This window comes from Rosenbergiella nectarea (assembly GCF_900111105.1).
In the GTDB taxonomy this organism is placed as follows: domain Bacteria; phylum Pseudomonadota; class Gammaproteobacteria; order Enterobacterales; family Enterobacteriaceae; genus Rosenbergiella; species Rosenbergiella nectarea.
Map to the genome: position 1 here is coordinate 363,991 of NZ_FOGC01000001.1, position 20,382 is coordinate 384,372.

The following is a 20,382-nucleotide window of genomic DNA, read 5'->3' on the forward strand; positions in this document are numbered from 1 at the left end:
ATTGTCACGTCTTTCTATTGTTTAATTAGCCTGCTGCTGCGCTAATCCATGCTTATATAACGCATTTTTCTTCACGCCATGGATCTCAGCCGCCAATGCTGCCGCTTTCTTCAAGGGCAGTTCGGCCTGCAATAAGGCTAGGGTACGTAAGGCTTCTACGGGAAGTTCTTCCTCTTGTGCTTGATAGCCCGCCACGATCAGTACCATTTCGCCTTTGCGGCGATTCTCATCAGCCTGAACCCACGCCAACAGCTCACCGACCGGAGCTCCGTGGATAGACTCCCACGTCTTGGTAATTTCCCGGGCGAGCACAACATGGCGATGTTCGCCGAGCTCGCTGACCATATCTGCCAGGCAATCCAGTAAACGGTGAGTCGATTCATAGAAGATTAAGGTGCGAGGTTCTTCCACCACTGCCCGTAAGGCATCACGACGACCTTTACTTTTGGCAGGAAGAAACCCTTCGTAACAAAAACGATCAGAAGGCAGTCCGGAGGCACTTAACGCAGTTATTGCGGCGCAGGCCCCCGGGAGTGGGACGACTTTAAGCCCAGCTTGGCGGCAACGGGTCACGAGGTGATAGCCCGGATCGTTGATCAAGGGGGTTCCTGCATCGGAAACCAAGGCTATACTTTCCCCTTGCTGTAACTTACTTATCAGTACATCGGCTTTTTGCTGCTCATTGTGATCATGCAATGAGAATAAGCGCGCATTGATCGCGAAATGTTGTAGGAGTAGGCCGGTATGGCGTGTATCTTCAGCTGCAACCAAATCGACCTTTGTTAAGACGGTCAGCGCGCGTTGGGTAATGTCGGCTAAGTTACCAATAGGGGTAGGAACAATATATAATGTTCCTACAGAAATCTCTGACTGATCGTGTTGTTTCATTGTTTCATCCGAATTGCCGCTTTACTATAGGGCGTTCTGAGAAAAACATAATGGGTGCTCTATGCTTTCTTCATTTGTGAATCGTCGTAACGCAGGGCGTTTTGTTCCTGTTGTGTTGGCCGGATTTATTTTGGCCGCCTGTGGTGTCAATCAAGAAAATCAGACGCCATCGGCTACTCTCCAACCCACTGCGAATCAAGGCTCTGCTTATTATCTGCAACAGATGCAGCAAAGCCACGATGATAGCAGGAGTCATTGGCAATTACTCGCAATACGCGCATTACTTGACGAGGGTAAGCTGACACAAGCTGGACAGCAACTGCAACAATTGCCGAGCCAATTGACCGCCGAACAACAGGTCGAGAGCCATTTTCTCAGAACGCAGTATGCGATAAGTCAGAAACAATTCCGTGAAGCGGCTCAGCAGCTTAGTGCCTTATCGGTACAAGGCTTAAACGCTACGCAGCGTCAGCGTTACTATCACCTGATGATCGACAGTGCGCAGGGCGAAGCCCCAGTAGACGTCTTACGTGCCTATATCGCTTTACAACCTCATTCAGCAGGCAGGGCACAACAGAAAAACCTCGATGCAACGTGGCAGACCTTGGTGACTATCCCGCAGGATCAAGTGGGTAATATCACTATCAATGCAAATGAAAATATCTTGCAGGGTTGGTTAGATCTATTGGGCGTCTATTATCAAAACCGTGGTGATCAAGATAACCTGAAGCATGCGGTGCAAGACTGGCAGACGCGTTATCCCGATAACCCAGCCTCGAAAACGCTGCCCGCTGGCTTGGCACAGGTGATGAATCTCTCTGTCGCGTCCACTAATACGATAGCGCTTCTTTTACCGTTATCGGGACCGGGTGCCGTCTTCTCGAAAGCGATTGAACAAGGCTTCGAAGATGCGCGTAATGGTCACTTAGCGGCGAGCGCACCCGCAACGACCGATGCAAATACCGTGATCCGCGCGCCGCAAACGACGGCTTCGGCGACCGGTGATGCAGCGGTTAGCCCTTCGGCAGTGGCGACTCCCGCAGCAGCGGATACCTCTACCGCGACACCAGAGGCGTCGAATCAAGCGGCAACTATTCCAGGAACGGCTTCCGCCAATACGGCCGCACAAATTAAAGTTTACGATACGAACGGTCATCCGATTGACCAGCTACTCCAGCAAGCCCAGCAAGAGGGGGCGACCATAGTCGTTGGACCTTTATTGAAAGATGATGTCGCGAAAGCCGTGACAACCCAAACCTCGTTGAATATTCTGGCATTGAATGAACCGCCTGATTTACAAAACTATCCTAACGTTTGTTACTTTGCGTTATCTCCGGAGAATGAAGCACGTGATGCTGCCGAGCATATGTGGGCGCAAGGAAAACGCTCCCCAGTGCTATTACTGCCAAGTAATTCATTGGGAGATAGGGTCGCTGCAGCCTTTACCCGTCAGTGGCAATCTTTAGGCGGGGCAACGGTATTACGTCAATCCATCGGTTCAGAAAGTGAATTACGAAGTAAGATTAACAGTAACGCAGGAATCGCCTTAGGCGGGACACCGGTGACGGCCGCGCCAAGTTCAGACAACGGTGCCGTCACTGTCGCGGGCATGACTTTTGATGCGCCGAGCGCTCAGCCTGTGGCCGCAAGCGGAGACGTGGATTCTGTCTATATCGTGGCGAACCAAGCTTCATTAGATTTAATCAAGCCGCTAATCACCATGAAAATTGGTTCACAAAGCCGTGTGGCGTTTTATGCGAATTCACTCAGTTCTCAAGCGGGCGCAGGACCGGATTTCCGCTTCGAAATGGAAGGGCTACAGTTTAGTGATATCCCGCTGCTATCGGGTGCCAACCCTAGCTTAAAACAGCAGGTCACCGGTCAGTTCAACCAAGACTATACCCTGACACGACTCTACGCGATGGGCGTCGATGCTTGGACGTTAGCTAACCATTTCACTCCGCTTCGCCAGCAACCGGGTTACCAACTTCAAGGGAATACTGGCCTGCTGAAAGCGACACAAAATTGCGTGATCAACAGGACGTTATCATGGAACCAATATACTCACGGGGAGATTGTTCCCGTCAATTAACTCGACGGCAGCAAGGCGAGCAAATGGAAAAGCTCGCTTGCCACTATTTGTGTCAGGCCGGCTTGCGCTGGATCGCCAGTAATGTCTCCTATCGACATGGCGAGCTTGATCTGATTATGCTAGACGAGCAAACTTACGTTTTTGTCGAGGTTCGCTATCGTAAAAATTGCGCCTACGGTGACGCGGCAGCAAGCATCACTTGGCGTAAACAACAGAAAATTAAGACCGCGGCGGCTTATTGGTTAGCTAACCAAGATAAGTGTTTATCGACCGCAAATTGCCGGTTTGATGTAGTTGCGGTGACGGGATCTCGCGTAAACTGGATCAAAAACGCTTTTTACTAAGATCAACAAAGTTAGGTGATGCAGTGCAGGATAGAATTAAAGCGTGTTTTACTGAAAGTATACAAACACAAATCGCCGCGGCTGAGGCGCTACCCGACGCTATCTCTCGAGCCACCATGGTGATTGTCCAGTGTCTACTCAATGGTAATAAAGTATTGAGTTGTGGTAACGGCGCTTCCGCCGCCAATGCACAGCATTTTACCGCCACAATGATCAACCAATTTGAGAATGAACGGCCAAGCCTCCCTGCATTCTGTTTGAGCGCAGATAATATTATGCTCACGGCGATTGGTAATGAACGCCAGCACGATGAAATTTATGCTAAGCAAGTGCGGGCGTTGGGTCAGGCAGGGGATATCCTGTTGGCCATCTCGACACGCGGAAACAGCCCAGATATTGTGAAGGCCGTAGAAGCTGCCGTGACCCGTGATATGACCATCGTGGCATTAACCGGCTTTGATGGTGGGGTATTAGCGGGGTTGCTCGGACCCCAAGATGTTGAAATTAGGATACCGTCGCACCGCAATGCGCGTATCCAAGAAATGCATATGCTAACTGTTAATTGTTTAAGCGAGTTAATTGATAACTCACTTTTTCCTCATCAGGAAGGTTAAGGAGAAATAGAATGAGATTCCCCTTTTTGGCTGTCTTACTTTGCAGCACATTCGCCCTGCAGGGCTGTGCCGCGGTACTGATTGGTTCAGCAGGTGTTGCCACCAAATCAGCCACTGATGCCCGTACCGTGGGGACTCAGGTCGACGATGGCACCTTAGAGCTTCGTGTCGCCAATGCCTTGGCAACAAATAAAGAAATTAAAACTACCGCCCATATCAATGACACGGCTTATCAAGGGAAAGTCCTGTTGACCGGACAAGCCCCGAGTCAAGCCTTAGCCGATACCGCACGTGAAATTGCGGCGAAAACGGATGGTACGGTTGAAGTCTATAATGAAATCCGTATCGGCAGTAATGTCAGCTTAGGAACCTCTTCCTCCGATACCTGGATCACCACCAAAATCCGCTCACAACTGCTGGCAAGCGATCAAGTAAAGTCCTCCAGCATCAAAGTGACGACTGAGAATGGTGAAGTCTTCTTAATGGGCTTAGTCACCGCGGCAGAAGGCCAAGCTGCGGCGGATCTGGCCAGTCGGGTGAATGGCGTGAAACATGTCACCACCGTTTATACGTTTTTATAAAGTGACCTTATGCCTAAAGAGCGCGCATTAACCTTAGACGCTTTACGCGTGATGGATGCAATAGAGCGCCGCGGGAGTTTTGCCGCGGCGGCCGAGGAGTTAGGTAAAGTTCCGTCGGCACTCAGCTACACCATGCAAAAACTGGAAGACGAGCTTGATGTTGTGCTTTTTGACCGTTCTGGCCACCGAACAAAATTTACTAATGTAGGCCGCCTTTTACTGGAAAGAGGGCGCTTTCTACTCGATGCGGCGGATAAGCTGGCGGGAGATGCTGAAGCATTGGCTAGGGGCTGGGAGCCGCAGCTTACGATAGTCTGTGAAGCCTTGGTGAGCTGCGAATACCTCTATCCTCTCGTGAATAAGCTTGAAGAAAAGAGCCACACGCAGCTCAATTTACTGACCGAAGTCTTAGCAGGGGCATGGGAAAGCCTAGAAGAGGGACGAGCGGATATTGTGATTGCCCCAACGCTCCATTTTAGGACCTCAACTGAAATTAATAGCCGTAAACTTTACAGCATGAAAAGCCTCTATGTGGCGAGTGCTGACCATCCCATTCTTAACGAACCCGACCCTGATGCAGAGTCAGCGCGTCTCAAATATCGTGGTATCGCGGTAGCTGATTCAGCACGCATACGCCCGACGATTACCGTGCAGGTACTTGATCGGCAGAGCCGGTTAACAGTCAGTAATCTCGAGAATAAATATCGCGCTATTGTCGCAGGCTTGGGCGTAGGCACCTTGCCGTATCCGATGATCGCAGAAGACTTGCGCCAAGGGCGTTTGAAAGTGATTTCGGATACCTATCAGCGGGATATTGACGTGATTATGGCCTGGAGGCGAGATAGCATGGGTGAAGCTAAATCGTGGGCATTGCGCGAGATCCCTAAGCTCTTTGCAAAAAAATTCCCGCAGAGTTAGCGGGAATTTCTAAAGAGCGATTAGCGTGGGATCATCTTTTTAATCATTCGCCAACTGCTCCACAATCCAAAACCTCTCTTGACGAGGCGGCTTAGTGTCTTGGGTTTTCTGGCTACCCATAACGCTAAGACACTCCCGCCGATCGCGAAGTAGCGGCGTGCAGTATAGGCGGCAGACCATAACTGGTCGTAACGTGAAGTGGCGACGAGCCATTGTTGCTGACAAGAGACAAGATCCATACGTTGAGTCTGAATAGTCGTTAATAATTCTTGCTTGCGTGCTTCACGTTCTCTACGACTCATGCCTGTTTCTCCTCGAGTTGTTTACGGTCAGTATCCAACTCCTTGCGAGTATGTTTCAGCAGAGTAGAGCGGCGAGATTTCACCAGTGCCCAGACGCCAAAAATAATCGCTAGGCCGAACAGAACGGCTGTCGTGATGACGATGGCATAGAGCCTCGCACTGGGTGGTACCGCAAGAATAACGAGGATCATTAAGCTCATTAAACCAAATGCAGTAAAGATCATCGTCAGACCAACCATCAGCAGCATCTGCAGAAGGTTAGCTTTCTCTTCCTCTAGCTCGACAATCACTAAACGGATCCGTGTTTCAGCAATGCTGACTAGGCTGGTCAATATGCGCTGACCCACTCCTAGAATGCCTTCTCCTGGTGCTGAACCAGGTCTTGAGCTACTCATCTTAGCGCCGTGAGATAAGAATGCCGACCACTAGGCCAATCGCTGCGCCAAGGCCAACACCGTGCCAAGGTTTATCATGTACGTAAGAGTCTGCTTTTTGGGCGGCGTCGCGGGTAGACTGTGCGATACGCTCACCGGAATCACCCAAGCGATCACGAGAATTTTGTAAAGCATCCTGTGCTTTCTGATGTAAGCGTGAAAGTTCGGTACGAGATTTGCTACTACCTTGATTTAACACTTCTTCGAGTGTGTCTGCTAATGAAGCTAATTCTGCGCGTAAATCGTTAGATGCATTATTCTTCGACATCAGAGACTCCTTTTGGGGGGATTAAGTCCAGTTTAAATGGGTCATGAACGCCTACCTAAGGTAGGGGATCATTTAATAAATACTAAATTAAGTATAGATGGGCTTTTTGAAAGTTCAAAGAGAGGGAGGTAATAATTTTTTAACACTATTCAATGCGATAACTGTTATCAAGAATTCTCTTAAGCACCTTTTCAGCGGCATGGCTATCTTCAATTGAATTGAAACTGATAATCAGTGAATCGCTATCAGAGGTAATAGATTTGATAGTAATTCCCTCTGCACTCAAGTGCTGGTAAAGGAAAAAACCATCGGGCAGCGAAACACCGTGATTCGTTACATTGATCTTTACAATGGCTTCGGGCGATTGCCAAGTATACTGGTAAGCGAACACCGCCACGGCAAGTACAATAAGAAAGAGTATCGCGGCAATAAAGAGTTGTCGCGGAGACTTGATGAGTAAAGAACGCATTAATATTGAGGCCTTGATGCTTTACGCTTACGCCACAGTAAAATTAACGAACCGATTAAACCGCCTACCAATAACACTGCGGGCAGCAACATTAAGCAAAACATCAGTTTATCTTCGTACTTTTGAAACAAGGCCGTTTTACCTAACGCATAGCCGGCGCAAGTTAAAATCAATACCCATAGAAAACCGCTGAGCCAGTTAAAGACTTGAAAACGTGCACTGCGTAAGCCCGAAACGCCGGCTAAGGTCGGTAATAAGGTCCGGACAAATGCGATAAAGCGCGCAATGAGCAGTGCAGCAAGGCCATGGCGTTCAAACAATGTATGGGTACGCTCATGATATTTTTGAGGAATATGCGATAGCCACTTCTTCACCAATGGCGTATTCCCTAACCATCGGCCTTGAATATAACTAAACCAACAGCCCAAGCTGGCTGCCGTAGTAAGAATAAATAGGGTTAAGGGGAAACTCATGGTTCCCTTCGCAATCAGTACACCGACGAGAATTAATAAGCTATCACCGGGAAGAAATGCCGCAGGCAAAAGTCCATTTTCAAGACTGATAATAATAAACAAGATACCGTAAAGCATCCACACCAAAGATGGGTTGGCGAGCGTGTTAAAATCCTGATGCCAAAGGGCGGTGAGCAGGGCCTGCAAAGTATCCATTTAACATTCCTAATGAATAAGGGATCTGGCACCAGTGCCAAGGTCTGACACATTTACGCCAATAGTACTGTTATTATGCGCTGTGAAAACGATCTGAAAAGTAAACGCTTATCAACTTCCTTGCTCGCACATTGACGTCAAGTGTAACAAAAATTTAGGGTGATAAACATTTTAATTGTCCTTAGAGCGGGAGTTTTACGCAGGTTGGCCAAGAATCCCAACCCTTTTTACACAGGCTGACACTTTTCGTTTTTTGTTGACTGTGGGCAGGGAACAAGAAGGATAAGAGCCTCGCGGATGCTGAGGCTCTGAATTGACTTTATAACTGTTGTTCACTCGCATTGGCTGCTTGGCAGACCGCAGCGGTAAATAATAAATCGGTCGATGAGTTTAAGGCGGTCTCTGCTGAGTCTTGAAGGACGCTTATCAAGAAACCAATGGCGACCACCTGCATTGCCACCTCGTTGGGGATGCCAAACATATTACAGGCTACTGGGATGAGCAGTAAGGAACCGCCAGCCACTCCCGACGCACCACAGGCACAGAGTGAAGCTACCAGGCTGAGCATAATTGCGGTGGGTAGATCGATGCTGATATGTAAGGTATTGACGGCAGCTAGGGTTAACACTGTGATAGTGATTGAGGCCCCGGCCATACTGATATTCGCCCCTAACGGAATCGAGACCGAGTAAGTGTCTTCATCAAGTCCCAAGCGTTCTGCTATTGCCATATTAACAGGAATATTGGCGGCAGAGCTGCGGGTGAAAAAGGCGGTGACACCGCTCTCTTTTAAACAGAGAAACACTAACGGGTAGGGATTGCGTCTGATTTTCCAAAAGACCAATAGCGGATTGACCACCAACGCCATGATTAGCATGCAGCCGATAAGCAGTAGCAGTAGAGTAATGTAGCTAGACAGTGCACTGAAGCCATTTGTCCCTAAAACAGAGGCGACTAATCCAAAAATACCAATAGGGGCACAGCGGATAACTTTGGCGACCAGCCACGTAATGGCCGAAGATAGGTCATTTAATAGATTCCGCGTGGCAGCCGAGCTATGCCTAAAGGCCAAACCCAGAGCGATTGCCCAGACTAAGATACCAATATAGTTAGCATTAATTAATGCATCGACCGGGTTGACGACCATACTAAGTAAAATACCTTGTGCAATCGCTAAGATACCTTTAGGCGCTTCACTCCCAGAGTGGGCATCGGTCAGAATCAGTGTTTGTGGAAAGTGATAGCTGGCCACCACCGCGACAACGGCAGCAAAGAAAGTACTCAGTAGATAGAGCGTGACAATCGGGCGAATATTCACTTTCTGGCCTTGCTGATGGTTAGCAATCGAGGCCGTGACAAGCAGAAGAACCAATATTGGCGCAACGGCTTTAAGGGCGTGAACAAATAACTCGCCAAGCAAAGAAACACTTTGCGCAGCAGGTTTGGAGACCAGTGCCAGTATTATCCCTGCAATAAGCGCAAAAATAATTTGAGTGATTAAATTTCCCGAACGTATCCAGTTTACTAACCCTGTGGATTTTGAAGTCATCATTCTTTCTTAGTCATTGTTTTTGAAAAGGGCTTCGCGCGAGAACGCGTTATTGAAGCGTGTTTGCTGCGGCAGTATAAGAAAACGAGAGTTAAGTTAAAGCGAATCTTATCGGGAGAATGATTTGTTCTAGGGGTAAAGTATCGTAATGGGGGGATTTTTAGAGATAATATTCGTTTAGTTAATATTTTCTTGGTGTCACTGCAAAGGGTCCGATGCCCTTTGCAGTATTTTGTCATGTTATGATTTTTTTCTAATATTCAGCCAGTGATTTAGCCCTAAGGTCACAATCAAGATAGTGGCGATAACGCTGAGTGAGACAGCAGTGGGAATGTGCCATATATCGATCAGTAACATTTTCACCCCGATAAAGGTCAAGATTACGGCGAGTCCGTACTGCAATAAGCTGAATTTTTCAGCCACACCTGATAACAGGAAGTACATCGCTCGCAGGCCTAAAATTGCGAATAAATTTGACGTTAATACGATGAAGGGGTCAGTGGTCACGGCGAAAATAGCGGGAATACTGTCTACCGCAAAAATTACATCGCTTAACTCAACCATGATTAACACCAGCAACAATGGCGTGGCATAGCGTACACCTTGGCGGATCACGAAGAACTTCTCGCCTTCCAGTTGGTCGGTCACACGCATACGTTTTTTCAACCACCGAAGTATGCGACTCTCTTCCTGATTCTCTTCGTCCGATTTCGAGAAAAACATCTTGATACCGGTGATGACCAAAAACGCGCCGAAGATATAAAGGATCCAGCTAAACTCGTTGACCAGCCAGCTGCCCGCAAAAATCATCACTGTTCTCAGAACGATGGCCCCTAATACACCATAAACCAGAACACGTTGCTGAAGCACGGGAGGAACGGCGAAAGCGCTGAATAACATCAACCACACAAAGACATTATCGACCGCTAAGGCTTTCTCTAACACATAGCCGGTCAGGAAGTTTAGGGTCTGTTCTGATGCAACCGCATTACCCGAGAGATGTTGTAAGTAAAACCAAAGGCCAGCGGCAAAGCCCAGCGATATGCCTACCCAAACCAGTGACCATAGCGCAGCGTGTTTCACACTCATACTGCCTGAACGTCCTGAGCTTTGTAGCCGTAAATCGATGATAAGCATGATGATGACGATAACGGAGAAGATGCCCCACATGAGTGGAGTGCCGACAGTCTGCATAAGATAATTCCTTATTAACGGAAAAATAAAAAGGGTGGTGTCGGCAGTCAAAGCGGAATTATTGCAAACCTCACCGAGTGGCAAGGTCTCACTTACAATACTTATCGTACTGCCTGACGACCGGTGTTTTCACACGTAATGACGATCTGCCAGCGTTGAAGTTACTCCCCTTTGCTCACACCAGCATAGGAAATTTGGGGGGCTTAAACAATCATTGTTTGTAATATTTTTAAATACTTTACTTTATCTGATGAGATGATGTGCTGACTCAATAACGATTGTTGTACAGAGCAACAGCCTTTACACTGCCAATAGACGCGGGGAGGGGTAGGTGAAAATACAGAATAGTTCGCTAAGTTGGCATGGGTTATTTCTAGCCATTCCAGTGGGAATTGTTGGCGCCGGCGTCACACTCCTTTTTCGTATGCTGATTGCGCTATTTAACCTCGCCGTTTTTGGGCGTAGCGATGACATCACTCAAGCGATGCAAGTATGGCCATGGTATTGCTGGCCGTTGATTGTCGGGATCGGCGGGGCGATTGCGGGGGGATTACTGCATTTTGCCGTTAAGTTCGAAAAACAAACCGCGATCAAATCCGATTACCTTGATGTGATCAATGCACGGCTCAATGCGGTCCCCACGGGTTCCTCCGTACTCCGGGCTTGCTCCTCGATGATCAGTATCAGCAGTGGGGCGTCGATCGGTAAAGAAGGTCCCATGGTACAGCTGGCAGCACTCTGCGGTAGCTGGTTAGCCCGTTTTGTGCCTAAGAAGTTTGCCTTAGCAAATACCGATATGGTGGCTATGGCCGCTGCCGCGGGATTAGCCTCGGTCTATCATGCTCCGTTAGCGTCGACGATTTTTGTGGCGGAGATCGCCTTTGGGATTTCTGCATTACAACGGACTATTCCCATAATGTTGTCTGCTGTAACAGCGGTTCTCACCATGTGGGTAATAGGTTTTCGTTCACCATTATATCCATTGATGGACGTGCATTTCTCGATACAGACCGGCCCGTTGATCATTACCGTTATTCTGGCGGTATTCAGTGGGTTGATCGGCTTTGGTTTTATTAGCCTCACGCAGAAAAGCCGTCAATTATTTAACCGTATCCCTTCACTCCCTGTCCGCTTAGCCTGCGGCGGGGCCGCAGTGGGCAGTCTAGCGATTATTACCCCAGCAATATTAGGTAATGGCAACGAGGTGATTGTTAACCTCTTTGCTGGCCATTATCTACTGCCGATGCTGCTCACCTTGCTGGGTCTCAAAGTTATCGCCACAAGCTGTTCCGTAGGCTCCGGCGCGGTTGGCGGCATGTTTACCCCCGCGTTGATGATTGGTGCAACATTAGGTGGAATGTGCGGCATTATCAGCCAGCAACTGGGCATTACCCACGCCAGCCCTTGGCTATTCGCGGCAATCGGTATGGCGGCCGTGCTGTCAGCAATTTCACAAGCACCCTTGATGGCGATTCTCATGGTGATGGAAATGACACTTAATAGTAGCTTGTTATTTCCCTTAATGATTGCCTGTGTCGTGGCGACGATGGTGACGTATCAATGCCACTCTCCGACCACTTATCCTTTAATTGGCACGCACTTGTCACGAGCGAATGCGAAATTTACTTTCGACCAAACCCGGATCAGCGAAGTGATTATCCCTGGTGCCTGTCTTTCGCCTAAAGATTCGGTGCACCAAGCGCTCAATGCCAGTGGGCATAAACGCGAGCGCTATGTGTATATCATTGATGATAAACAACGTTTTTTAGGAGTAGTTTCTATCCACAAAATCGTTGAAAAGGTATTAGCCGAGGACATCACCTTAAATTCTCCTGTCGAACAGGTGATGGAAACCGATTTCCCCCACGTTTTTCAAGATCAAACCTTAAAGCAGGGGTGGGAGGCCTTTAGCCAAGTCACCCTCGAAAGACTGCCAGTGTTAAATAATCCTCAGCAGCGGCAATTCGTCGGGGCCCTAACGAAAACAAGTTTGATCCAGCAGGCGGAAAGTTTCTTGTAGGACTAAGCACTGAGCATTGTTGGGTTTAACACAGAAACTGCGTATACTTCGCCACGTTAATGATTATCCGAATAGACAGAGAAGGCCTTGATGAATGAACTGCAAGTAAGTGGGCAATCGCTTACCCTTAACCGATTCCCAACCAACGCGGCTGATCCCAATCTACAAGCGTGGGATTCTGCAGACGAATATTTACTCCAGCAGCCATTACCAGACGGCCCTGTCCTCGTATTGAATGATAATTTCGGGGCGTTAACCTGTGGACTTCAACCTCGCGAAGTGTGGCAAGTTAGTGATTCGTTTATCAGTCAGCAAGCCACGTTGCACAATCTTACGACCAACGAACTGTCCGTAAGTAACGTGAGATTTTTAGATAGCCTCGCCGCGTTACCTGAAGGGATGGCGGCGGTAGTGATTAAAATTCCGAAAACCTTAGCGTTGCTTGAGCATCAACTGCAAGCGCTACGCCAGGCCGTTACAGCGGAGACTATTATCATTGCTGCCGCTAAAGCGAAAGATATTCACCGTTCTACCCTTGAGCTTTTTGAAAAATGGCTGGGTGAGACACAGACTTCGCTCGCTTGGAAAAAATCACGTCTCGTTTTTGCCAAACTGACCGCTGAGCAACCGGCTGCCAACAGTGGGATATTAAGTTGGCCGTTAGATGGCACGCCTTATACTTTACATAACCACGCCAATGTTTTTGCGCGGCAATCCCTCGATATTGGTGCTCGACTCTTTTTACAACATTTACCTTCGCAACTCGAAGGTACTATTGTCGATCTGGGCTGTGGCAATGGGGTGGTTGGGCTATTAGCACTGGAACAAAACCCGGAAGCGAAGGTGCATTTTGTAGATGAATCGTGGATGGCGGTTGCGTCAAGTCAGCTCAATGTTGAGAAAAATTTACCTGATGAACGCTCTCGTTGTGAGTATACGGTAAATAATAGTTTAAGCGGCTTTACCGGTGGCAGCTTACAAGCAGTCCTCTGTAATCCTCCGTTCCATCAGCAGAGCGCGATTACCGATCACATTGCATGGCAGATGTTTAGAGATGCAAAAAGATGTCTCGGCTATGGCGGTGAACTGCGCGTAATAGGAAATCGCCATCTCGATTACCATCGAAAATTAAAAAAATTATTCGGTAATTGCCAATTAATCGCTTCCGATGCGCGCTTTGTTGTTTTACGTTCAGTAAAACTCTAATCTTCCTTACGATAATTAGGTAATTGCCATGACGAATGCGATGAAGTTTATGTTCTGCGTCACCTTGATCAGTGCAGTCAGTGCTTGTACCTCACAGGACAAACAAGCCGATCAACGTTTGGCGGATCAATCCACCATGGCAGTTAACTGGATGCAGCAATCAGGCGAATACCAAGCGATCGCGCTACAAACCTTTAAATTCGCAACGTCGGCCTTTCAACAAGCCGCCTCGAAGGGCGTGCATTCTCCGGCGGTGATTGTCGATCTTGATGAAACGATGATTGACAATAGTGCCTACCAAGCCTGGGCGGCACAACAGCAAGTGCCTTTTACGGATGCCACGTGGTCACAGTGGACGCATGCCAAGCAAGCGCTTGCTATTCCTGGCGCAGTAGATTTTGCACGCTATATCGATAGCCACGGCGGGACGATTTTCTATGTCTCAAACCGCGCTGAACAAGATCGTCAGGTAACAGCAGATAACCTTCGCACGCTCGGTTTCCCCAGCGTCTCGGCGGAAACCCTATTACTGAATACTTCTAGCAGTAATAAACAAGCGCGATTCGATAGTATCGGTGCGAGAGGCTATCAAGTTGTGGTTTATGTTGGGGATAACCTAAATGACTTCGGCCAAGCAACCTGGCATAAAGATAATGTTCAGCGCCGTGAATTTGTGGCACAACATCGCGAGAAATTTGGTACCGAGTTTTTCCTATTACCCAATCCAAGCTATGGCGACTGGGAGTCGGGGTTAAGCCAGAATTACACTAAAATGAGTCCTTCAGCCAAGCTTCAAGTCAGGGAACAAGCATTGCGGGTTTGGAGAAAAATGCCATAACGCCTTTTTATTCGGCACAGTTTTTGTTATCCATTCATAAAATTTATGGTTAAATAGCAGCCATTCGGGCTATAGGGATGTTGATAGCCCGACCTTATCCGCTTAAAAAGGACATGCGCTGCGCATTGACTCATATGGAAAAGATGGCCTTTCTCAAAAAATTTCGTTGTATTGCTGGCACCATTGCCTTGTTTTTTCTTACCTTCTTTCTTTGCTATGTCAGTAGTCATCTCCGTTTACCCCTTGTGCTCTCGATGTTCTGGATAGTCAATGCCGTTGTAGCGGGCATCTTTGTGCGCTATCCCTCAACCCACAGGCCCATTAACTATTTGGCTTGTGCGTTAGCAATGTTTCTCAATGATTATCTTTTTTCAGGAGGGTTATCCTCCGTAATTTTAATAAATTTGGCGAACATCATCTTTATCGCTGTCGTGGCATTAGGGTTAAGAAGCTTGTGGAGAAGCCATACTGATCAGCTTACGCCTAAACAAGTCCTCATTTTATTTCCAGTCTGTCTCACGGCATCCTTACTCGCGGGGACATGGGGAGGGATCGTCAGTGCCGGAGGTGGAAGCCTCACTGATAATTTATTGAATATTGCCTTGTGGGTAAGTGAGCAATTCTCGACTGGATTAATGATCCTCCCACTTATTTTGAGTTTTAAACGTTCCCAAAAGTTTATCTGGCAGCGAACTTCTGTATTAGCGGTGTTATCAGTGCCTATCCTCTCCCTTGGCGCCGCTTTGATCAGTGGGCCTGGCAGTATCGTCTTTCCTCTACCGGTACTGATTTGGTGTGCGTTAGTGCTGCCTGTGTTTGTCTCGGCACTGGTGACTTTCTTGGTCGGTATTTTAGAGATTATGATGGTTTATGAGAATTTAATCGGGGAGCATTTGGTCGACAGCCCGCTCGAAATTATGACCCTTGTCTCAATCCGACTGGGTGTTGCTGCCATGGTACTGACGCCCTTTATGGTGTCAGTGACTATCGATGCTGTGAAAACGTTGAATAGGCGCTTGGAGATCCGAGCAAATACCGACTTTCTAACTCAACTGTTGTCTCGTGCAGGACTATTTGAAAAGTTAGGTGAGATCCCGCTATCCGCGGGGCAGACGGTAGGTTTGATTTTATTCGATATCGATTTCTTTAAAGCGATCAACGATAATTTTGGGCATCAGGCGGGAGATTCTGTACTGAGCGAATTAGGCTACATTCTGCGACGTGATTATAAAGAGCAGTTTTATATTTCTCGCTTTGGCGGAGAAGAGTTTGCGCTGATTGCACGAGATATCTCCGCTGAGCAGCTCTATCAACAAGCAGAAGCGCTACGCTTGCGGGTTGCACGACATGATTTCTCTTTAACTGATCGCTCACTTTCAATCACGATAAGCTTGGGGCTGGAAGTAGGAAGTGCAAATAACAATGAAGAGTGGACGCAGTTAATTACGCGGTTAGTGAGTAAAGCCGACTCACGACTCTATCTCTCTAAAGCCGAAGGACGAAATCTGACTACCCCCGATTGGTCCGAGGGTAGTCCGGCGTTTAGTGATCGAACGCCGACATGATTTTGTTTTGTTGCTGATGGCGTTCGACCGCCAGTTCAAGCAATGTAGTGATCAAATCTTGGTAGCTTAAGCCACTCGCCTGCCACAATTTCGGATACATGCTGATATTGGTGAACCCAGGTAATGTATTGATCTCATTGATAATCACCTCATTGCTTGGGGTGAGGAATACGTCAACCCGTGCGAGGCCGAAGCATTCGACGGCTTGGTAAGCCTTGAGTGCAATGTCTCTAATTTTATTCTCAGTCGCTTCATCGATATCAGCAGGGACCTTCACTTGAGCGCCTTGCTCGTTGATATATTTGGTCTCGTAAGAATAGAATTGATCGGAAAGAACGATCTCTCCACAGCGACTCGCTTTCGGCTGCTCATTACCCAACACCGCACATTCGACTTCGCGACCCTTAATTGCCGTTTCCACCAAGACTTTGCGATCGAAACGAAACGCCTCTTGGATAGCTGGGCCTAACTGAGCGAGTGTTTCGACTTTGCTGACACCCACTGACGAGCCTTGGTTAGCAGGTTTAACGAATAACGGTAAGCCTAGTTGTGACACGACCTCATCAAGATGGGTCTTCTCAACATTGCTAGGCGTTAGGGTAATGAAAGGTGCGATAGTTAATCCGGCATCGCGTAACAGACGCTTAGTGACATCTTTATCCATACTAATCGCTGAGCCTAGTACGTCAGACCCGACAAATGGCAAATTCAGGATACGTAATAGGCCTTGTAGCGTACCATCTTCGCCCAACGTGCCGTGAACGATAGGGAAAATGATATCGATCTGAGAAAGGTCGATCGCAGAGGAAGAGCTAATCGCTTGCCGTTGGCCGGGTTGCAGTTGCAGTGTCCCTTCGGCCTGAGCAAGTCCAATATGTTTAGGATCGGTCGGATTCTCAAGGAAATGATCAACATGATAGCTGCACCATTGTCCTTGCTTCGTTATCCCCAACAGAACAACATCAAATTTTGTTTTATCAATCGCTTCTAAAATATTCCGTGCTGATTGTAACGAAACCTGATGTTCTGCTGATTTCCCGCCAAAAATGATACCGACCCGCTGTTTCATAAACTCTTTATCCGTAACTTAACTGTATGATGACAACATAACAGGTCGAGGTGAGAGTGACAATGCTCGGTATTAGCGATAAGAGGGGGTAATGTCTACCGCCTAAATTTCGCTCCATTCGCGTAACAGGTTGTGGTACAGGTTTAATAAATTCATTCGCGTTTCACTGCCACCCTCAAGCCCTGCCAGCTGTTGGATATCACTGTCGAGCTGCCCCAGCATCGCGCGCTTTTTCTCGTCACGCACCATCGATTGTATCCACATAAAAGAAGCAACACGCTGTCCGGCAATGACCGGCGTCACGCAGTGCAAGCTGCTGGATGGATAGATCACCATGTCGCCAGCCGGAAGCTTAACCTTATGTTGTCCAAAGGTATCTTGAATAACCAGCTCGCCGCCTTGATAGCTTTCGGGATCATTAAGGAAAAGCGTGGCAGAGATATCGGTACGTAGCCAGAGGTTTTCTTCACGCCGCACTGCACCGTCAACATGAAAACCATAGGCTCCGCCGCCTTGGTAGCGGTTAAAGAGAGGAGAGGAGATATTGACGGGGAGTGTGGTGCTAAAAAATTGCGGATGTTGATTAATCGCCTGTAACACGAACTGCTGGAGTTCAGCATACAGCGCTGAGTGGGTGTTCACTTGCTCATTGCTTTTGACTGTCGCGCCTTGTTGGCCGGTCGTCACTCGTCCATCAACCCATTCCGCTTGCGCGAGGTGTTCGGTGAGGATAGATAGCTGCTCGGCATTTAGTACGCCTTTAATATGATGCATCATAGACTGCGGACTCAATAACAAGATGCTGTGGCAATTTGCCACAGCATAGGGTGAGAATTAAAAGTGCACGTTCGCCGTTAGCATCCAGCTGCGTTCTGCGCCGGGGTGATAACGATAGCCACTTTTGTTGATAGATTGCACATAGTGCTTATCAAACAAATTATACACATTTAACTGCAGGTCGAGGTTGCGATTAACTTGATACCCCGTCATCGCATCGGCAACCCAGTAGTTATCGATGGTATTTGGCGTCCCAACCGCGCCGTCTGTACCGCGATGCATACTGCCCACATAACGGGCACCTGCCCCCGCTACCCAATCAGGCGTAATTTGATAGGTCGTCCAAGCAGTGAAGGCATGGCGAGGCGTATAACTGAGGTATTTAGACCCATCGTTATTGACCGCTTTACCTTCAGAAACTTTCGCGTTCTGTAAGGTATAACCTGCTAAGGCATGCCAGTTGTCCGTAATATCCCCACTGATCGTCAGCTCGTAGCCTTCGACACGTTTACGTCCCACTTGCGAATAGTCTTTAGTGCTCGCATCTTGCTCAACTTCGTTTTTGATATCCGTGCGGAATAGGGCTGCAGTCAGAAGTAAACGACTGTCCATTAAGTTCCACTTAGTACCGACTTCAGCAGTAGCGGCTTTTTGTGGTTGGAAGTCTGTGCTGTTGGCATTTTTGGAGGTGGTGGAGCTAGCCGTTAGCTGGAAGTTATTTCCTCCTGGCGGTTGTTGCGACACACCGTAGTTGGCATAAACGTTACCTTGCTCGGTCAGGTGATACAAGGCTCCCGCTTTCCAGTTAAACAGGTTTCCGCTTTTACTCGTATCCACGGTTCTCACCGGTGTACCTTTTGCCACGCCGGCACTACAAGCGACGGCACCACGGCCTGAGCCACCGCAAGCGGTTGCTGACTTATAATCAGTCTGATAGCTGTCTAGACGAGCGCCGCCGTTAATTTCGAATTTATCAGTCAGTTGTAGTGTATCGAACGCGTAAATCCCGAAAGTGTCAGTGGTGCCATGGGCATCGGCGCCATTGCGAGACAGGCCACCCACCGAGATCGAACTATCGGGATGATAGATATTGACGGCCGGTGGCGAGATAGCATTCAGCCCGCGGATGGTTTGGCTCTCATGAGTCAATTCAACCCCGGTACTCACGTCGTGCTTAACACTTCCTGTACTGAACTTGGTGGTTAAGTTTGTCTGGTTGGTCAGGATTTTATTCACTGAGTCACGGGTATTCGCCAAACGACTCCAGGTCCAATCATCGATATTACTGGAATTGTGAGTTTGGATATTTGACGCACCACCCATCACGGCTGTCATCAGGTATTTTTGGCTGGTTTTTGCCCAGCGAGTGGTATTCCTTATGGTCGTCACATCAGAGAAATCATGCTCGAAACGCATTGTCGCGCTATCTGTACTGGATTTATCGTAGTCCGAGTCGGTGCCGTAGAAGTTATGGCGATTGACTTTTCCGGCGCTGTTGAGCGCTGAATAGCCTTTTGGCGCGCTGTAGCCCGGTAGCCCTATTGTCGGAATACCGCCATCCGGCGTATTGTTCTGGTGGACATGGACATAATCGAGATATAGGCGAGTGTCAGTCTCTAAACCGAAGGCGATAGAAGGCGCGAAACCATACTTTTCGTGACTGACTTTATCACGGGTTTTATCGTGACCATTATCGCCCATCATATTGATTCTAAAAGCGGCATTATCGTTGATCATTTGATTGTAATCGACGGTTGCGCGGCGATTGGAGGCACTGCCGTAACTTAATGAGCCATCGACGTTGGTCGATAACTCGGGCTTCTTCGTCACCATATTGATCGAGCCTGATGGGGCGCTACGACCGTAGTCTGAACCGGAAGGCCCTTTGAGGACTTCTACGCTGCTGATATTAAACGTATCACGGCTTACCGCAGCAATATCGCGAATACCATCCACGTAGATGCTATTCGAGGTATCGACGCCACGCATATAAATTGCATCGCCGGTTGTTGAACTACCATTTTCCCCAGCGAAAAACGCGCCTGCGCCGGCAATATTTTTCATTGCGTCGGTAAGGGTCGTTGCATGTTGTTCTTGAATAACTTTTTCAGGTACCACTGTCACAGTACGAGTGGTATCAGCAAGAGGGCGCGTAAATTTAGGGTCCGATAACGATTTCGGGACATACAGTGAAGGAAGCGTCGCCTTAATGATCAGGGAGTCATCACTGTTTTGACTATCACTAGACTTATTAATTTGTTTAGAGGTGTTGCTTACTGTGTCAGCCAAGGTCGGCGCACTTAAGCCGACACATAATCCTGCAAAGACGCCCAATTTGGTTAATTCTATAAAAGAAGGCGCGATATTTTTATTTTTTTTCATGAGGTTACCTTGTAAATACCAATGAGAATGGTTATCAGGAGCGTTCTCATTATTCATATATTTTGCTAAAAGGTAAAGAGTTGTAAGCATTTCTTCAGACTATTTTTGGATTTTAATAAAGAAATATTTCTAATTATGAATTTTTCTGAGGGTCTCAGCGTGACGCAGCGGGGGGATCTGAGATAAAAAAAAGGGCGATACCGT

At 47.9% G+C, this 20,382-nt stretch carries 20 protein-coding genes; 9 read left to right on the forward strand and 11 right to left on the reverse strand.

Annotated elements, in window-relative coordinates:
- Positions 1–21: 21 nt before the first annotated feature.
- Positions 22–888 carry a 16S rRNA (cytidine(1402)-2'-O)-methyltransferase gene (rsmI, locus tag BMX14_RS01755; protein ID WP_092671832.1) on the reverse strand — a complete coding sequence of 289 codons (867 nt, stop codon included), beginning with the start codon at positions 886–888 and terminating at the stop codon, positions 22–24.
- A gap of 61 nt (positions 889–949) precedes the next feature.
- Between rsmI and BMX14_RS01760 the strand changes: the two genes are divergently transcribed.
- From BMX14_RS01760 to BMX14_RS01780, 5 genes are read left to right on the forward strand one after another with little or no spacing between them, the layout of a single operon-like run.
- A complete protein-coding gene (locus BMX14_RS01760; RefSeq protein WP_092671835.1) occupies positions 950–2,980 on the forward strand; it encodes a penicillin-binding protein activator in 2,031 nt (676 codons plus the stop codon).
- Positions 2,938–3,324, forward strand: coding sequence for a YraN family protein (locus BMX14_RS01765; protein WP_092671838.1), 387 nt, complete (start codon positions 2,938–2,940; stop codon positions 3,322–3,324). Before BMX14_RS01760 ends, BMX14_RS01765 begins: the two co-directional genes overlap by 43 nt.
- Positions 3,325–3,347: 23 nt before the next feature.
- The gene (gene diaA / locus BMX14_RS01770) at positions 3,348–3,938 is read left to right on the forward strand and encodes a DnaA initiator-associating protein DiaA (protein ID WP_092671840.1); all 591 of its coding nucleotides are present in this window, start codon (positions 3,348–3,350) and stop codon (positions 3,936–3,938) included.
- Between the two features lie 11 nt (positions 3,939–3,949).
- Complete coding sequence (gene dolP / locus BMX14_RS01775) at positions 3,950–4,519, forward strand: division/outer membrane stress-associated lipid-binding lipoprotein (protein WP_092671843.1); 570 nt, start codon at positions 3,950–3,952, stop codon at positions 4,517–4,519.
- A 9-nt stretch (positions 4,520–4,528) separates the two neighbouring features.
- Entirely contained in the window at positions 4,529–5,437 is a 909-nt protein-coding gene (locus BMX14_RS01780; RefSeq protein ID WP_092671846.1) for a LysR family transcriptional regulator, read from the forward strand.
- Positions 5,438–5,457: 20 nt separating this feature from the next.
- Here BMX14_RS01780 and BMX14_RS01785 read toward each other — a convergent pair whose 3' ends face one another.
- From BMX14_RS01785 to BMX14_RS01815, 7 genes are all read right to left on the reverse strand, one after another.
- Positions 5,458–5,739, reverse strand: coding sequence for a YqjK-like family protein (locus tag BMX14_RS01785; RefSeq protein WP_092671849.1), 282 nt, complete (start codon positions 5,737–5,739; stop codon positions 5,458–5,460).
- The gene (locus BMX14_RS01790; RefSeq protein ID WP_092671852.1) at positions 5,736–6,134 is read right to left on the reverse strand and encodes a phage holin family protein; all 399 of its coding nucleotides are present in this window, start codon (positions 6,132–6,134) and stop codon (positions 5,736–5,738) included. Before BMX14_RS01790 ends, BMX14_RS01785 begins: the two co-directional genes overlap by 4 nt.
- A 1-nt stretch (position 6,135) precedes the next feature.
- On the reverse strand, positions 6,136–6,441 hold the full coding sequence (locus BMX14_RS01795; protein ID WP_048912756.1) for a DUF883 family protein: 306 nt from the start codon (positions 6,439–6,441) through the stop codon (positions 6,136–6,138).
- A gap of 145 nt (positions 6,442–6,586) precedes the next feature.
- A complete protein-coding gene (mzrA, locus tag BMX14_RS01800) occupies positions 6,587–6,910 on the reverse strand; it encodes an EnvZ/OmpR regulon moderator MzrA (protein ID WP_092671855.1) in 324 nt (107 codons plus the stop codon).
- On the reverse strand, positions 6,910–7,578 hold the full coding sequence (locus BMX14_RS01805; RefSeq protein ID WP_092671858.1) for a DedA family protein: 669 nt from the start codon (positions 7,576–7,578) through the stop codon (positions 6,910–6,912). Before BMX14_RS01805 ends, mzrA begins: the two co-directional genes overlap by 1 nt.
- Positions 7,579–7,897: 319 nt before the next feature.
- Positions 7,898–9,127, reverse strand: coding sequence for a serine/threonine transporter SstT (gene sstT / locus BMX14_RS01810; protein ID WP_092671861.1), 1,230 nt, complete (start codon positions 9,125–9,127; stop codon positions 7,898–7,900).
- A 240-nt stretch (positions 9,128–9,367) separates the two neighbouring features.
- Positions 9,368–10,321 carry a TerC family protein gene (locus BMX14_RS01815; RefSeq protein ID WP_092671864.1) on the reverse strand — a complete coding sequence of 318 codons (954 nt, stop codon included), beginning with the start codon at positions 10,319–10,321 and terminating at the stop codon, positions 9,368–9,370.
- A 331-nt stretch (positions 10,322–10,652) separates the two neighbouring features.
- Here BMX14_RS01815 and BMX14_RS01820 point away from each other — a divergent pair, with 331 nt between their 5' ends.
- The 4 genes from BMX14_RS01820 to BMX14_RS01835 all read left to right on the forward strand — a co-directional run bounded on the left by BMX14_RS01820 (position 10,653) and on the right by BMX14_RS01835 (position 15,950).
- The gene (locus BMX14_RS01820; protein ID WP_230527227.1) at positions 10,653–12,341 is read left to right on the forward strand and encodes a chloride channel protein; all 1,689 of its coding nucleotides are present in this window, start codon (positions 10,653–10,655) and stop codon (positions 12,339–12,341) included.
- Positions 12,342–12,431: 90 nt separating this feature from the next.
- Positions 12,432–13,547, forward strand: a complete 1,116-nt coding sequence (gene rlmG, locus BMX14_RS01825) for a 23S rRNA (guanine(1835)-N(2))-methyltransferase RlmG (protein ID WP_092671867.1) — start codon at positions 12,432–12,434, stop codon at positions 13,545–13,547.
- A 28-nt stretch (positions 13,548–13,575) separates the two neighbouring features.
- Positions 13,576–14,385: a 5'-nucleotidase, lipoprotein e(P4) family gene (locus tag BMX14_RS01830; protein ID WP_092671870.1), complete on the forward strand. Its 810-nt coding sequence runs from the start codon at positions 13,576–13,578 to the stop codon at positions 14,383–14,385.
- A 77-nt stretch (positions 14,386–14,462) separates the two neighbouring features.
- Positions 14,463–15,950: a GGDEF domain-containing protein gene (locus BMX14_RS01835; protein ID WP_092671873.1), complete on the forward strand. Its 1,488-nt coding sequence runs from the start codon at positions 14,463–14,465 to the stop codon at positions 15,948–15,950.
- Here BMX14_RS01835 and ddlA read toward each other — a convergent pair.
- From ddlA to BMX14_RS01850, 3 genes are all read right to left on the reverse strand, one after another.
- Positions 15,928–17,019: a D-alanine--D-alanine ligase gene (ddlA, locus tag BMX14_RS01840; RefSeq protein ID WP_092671876.1), complete on the reverse strand. Its 1,092-nt coding sequence runs from the start codon at positions 17,017–17,019 to the stop codon at positions 15,928–15,930. The two genes, BMX14_RS01835 and ddlA, sit on opposite strands and share 23 nt — an antisense overlap.
- Before the next feature lie 102 nt (positions 17,020–17,121).
- Complete coding sequence (locus BMX14_RS01845) at positions 17,122–17,796, reverse strand: Fe2+-dependent dioxygenase (protein ID WP_092671879.1); 675 nt, start codon at positions 17,794–17,796, stop codon at positions 17,122–17,124.
- Between the two features lie 57 nt (positions 17,797–17,853).
- Positions 17,854–20,178: a catecholate siderophore receptor Fiu gene (locus tag BMX14_RS01850; RefSeq protein WP_092671882.1), complete on the reverse strand. Its 2,325-nt coding sequence runs from the start codon at positions 20,176–20,178 to the stop codon at positions 17,854–17,856.
- Between the last annotated feature and the right edge of the window lie 204 nt (positions 20,179–20,382).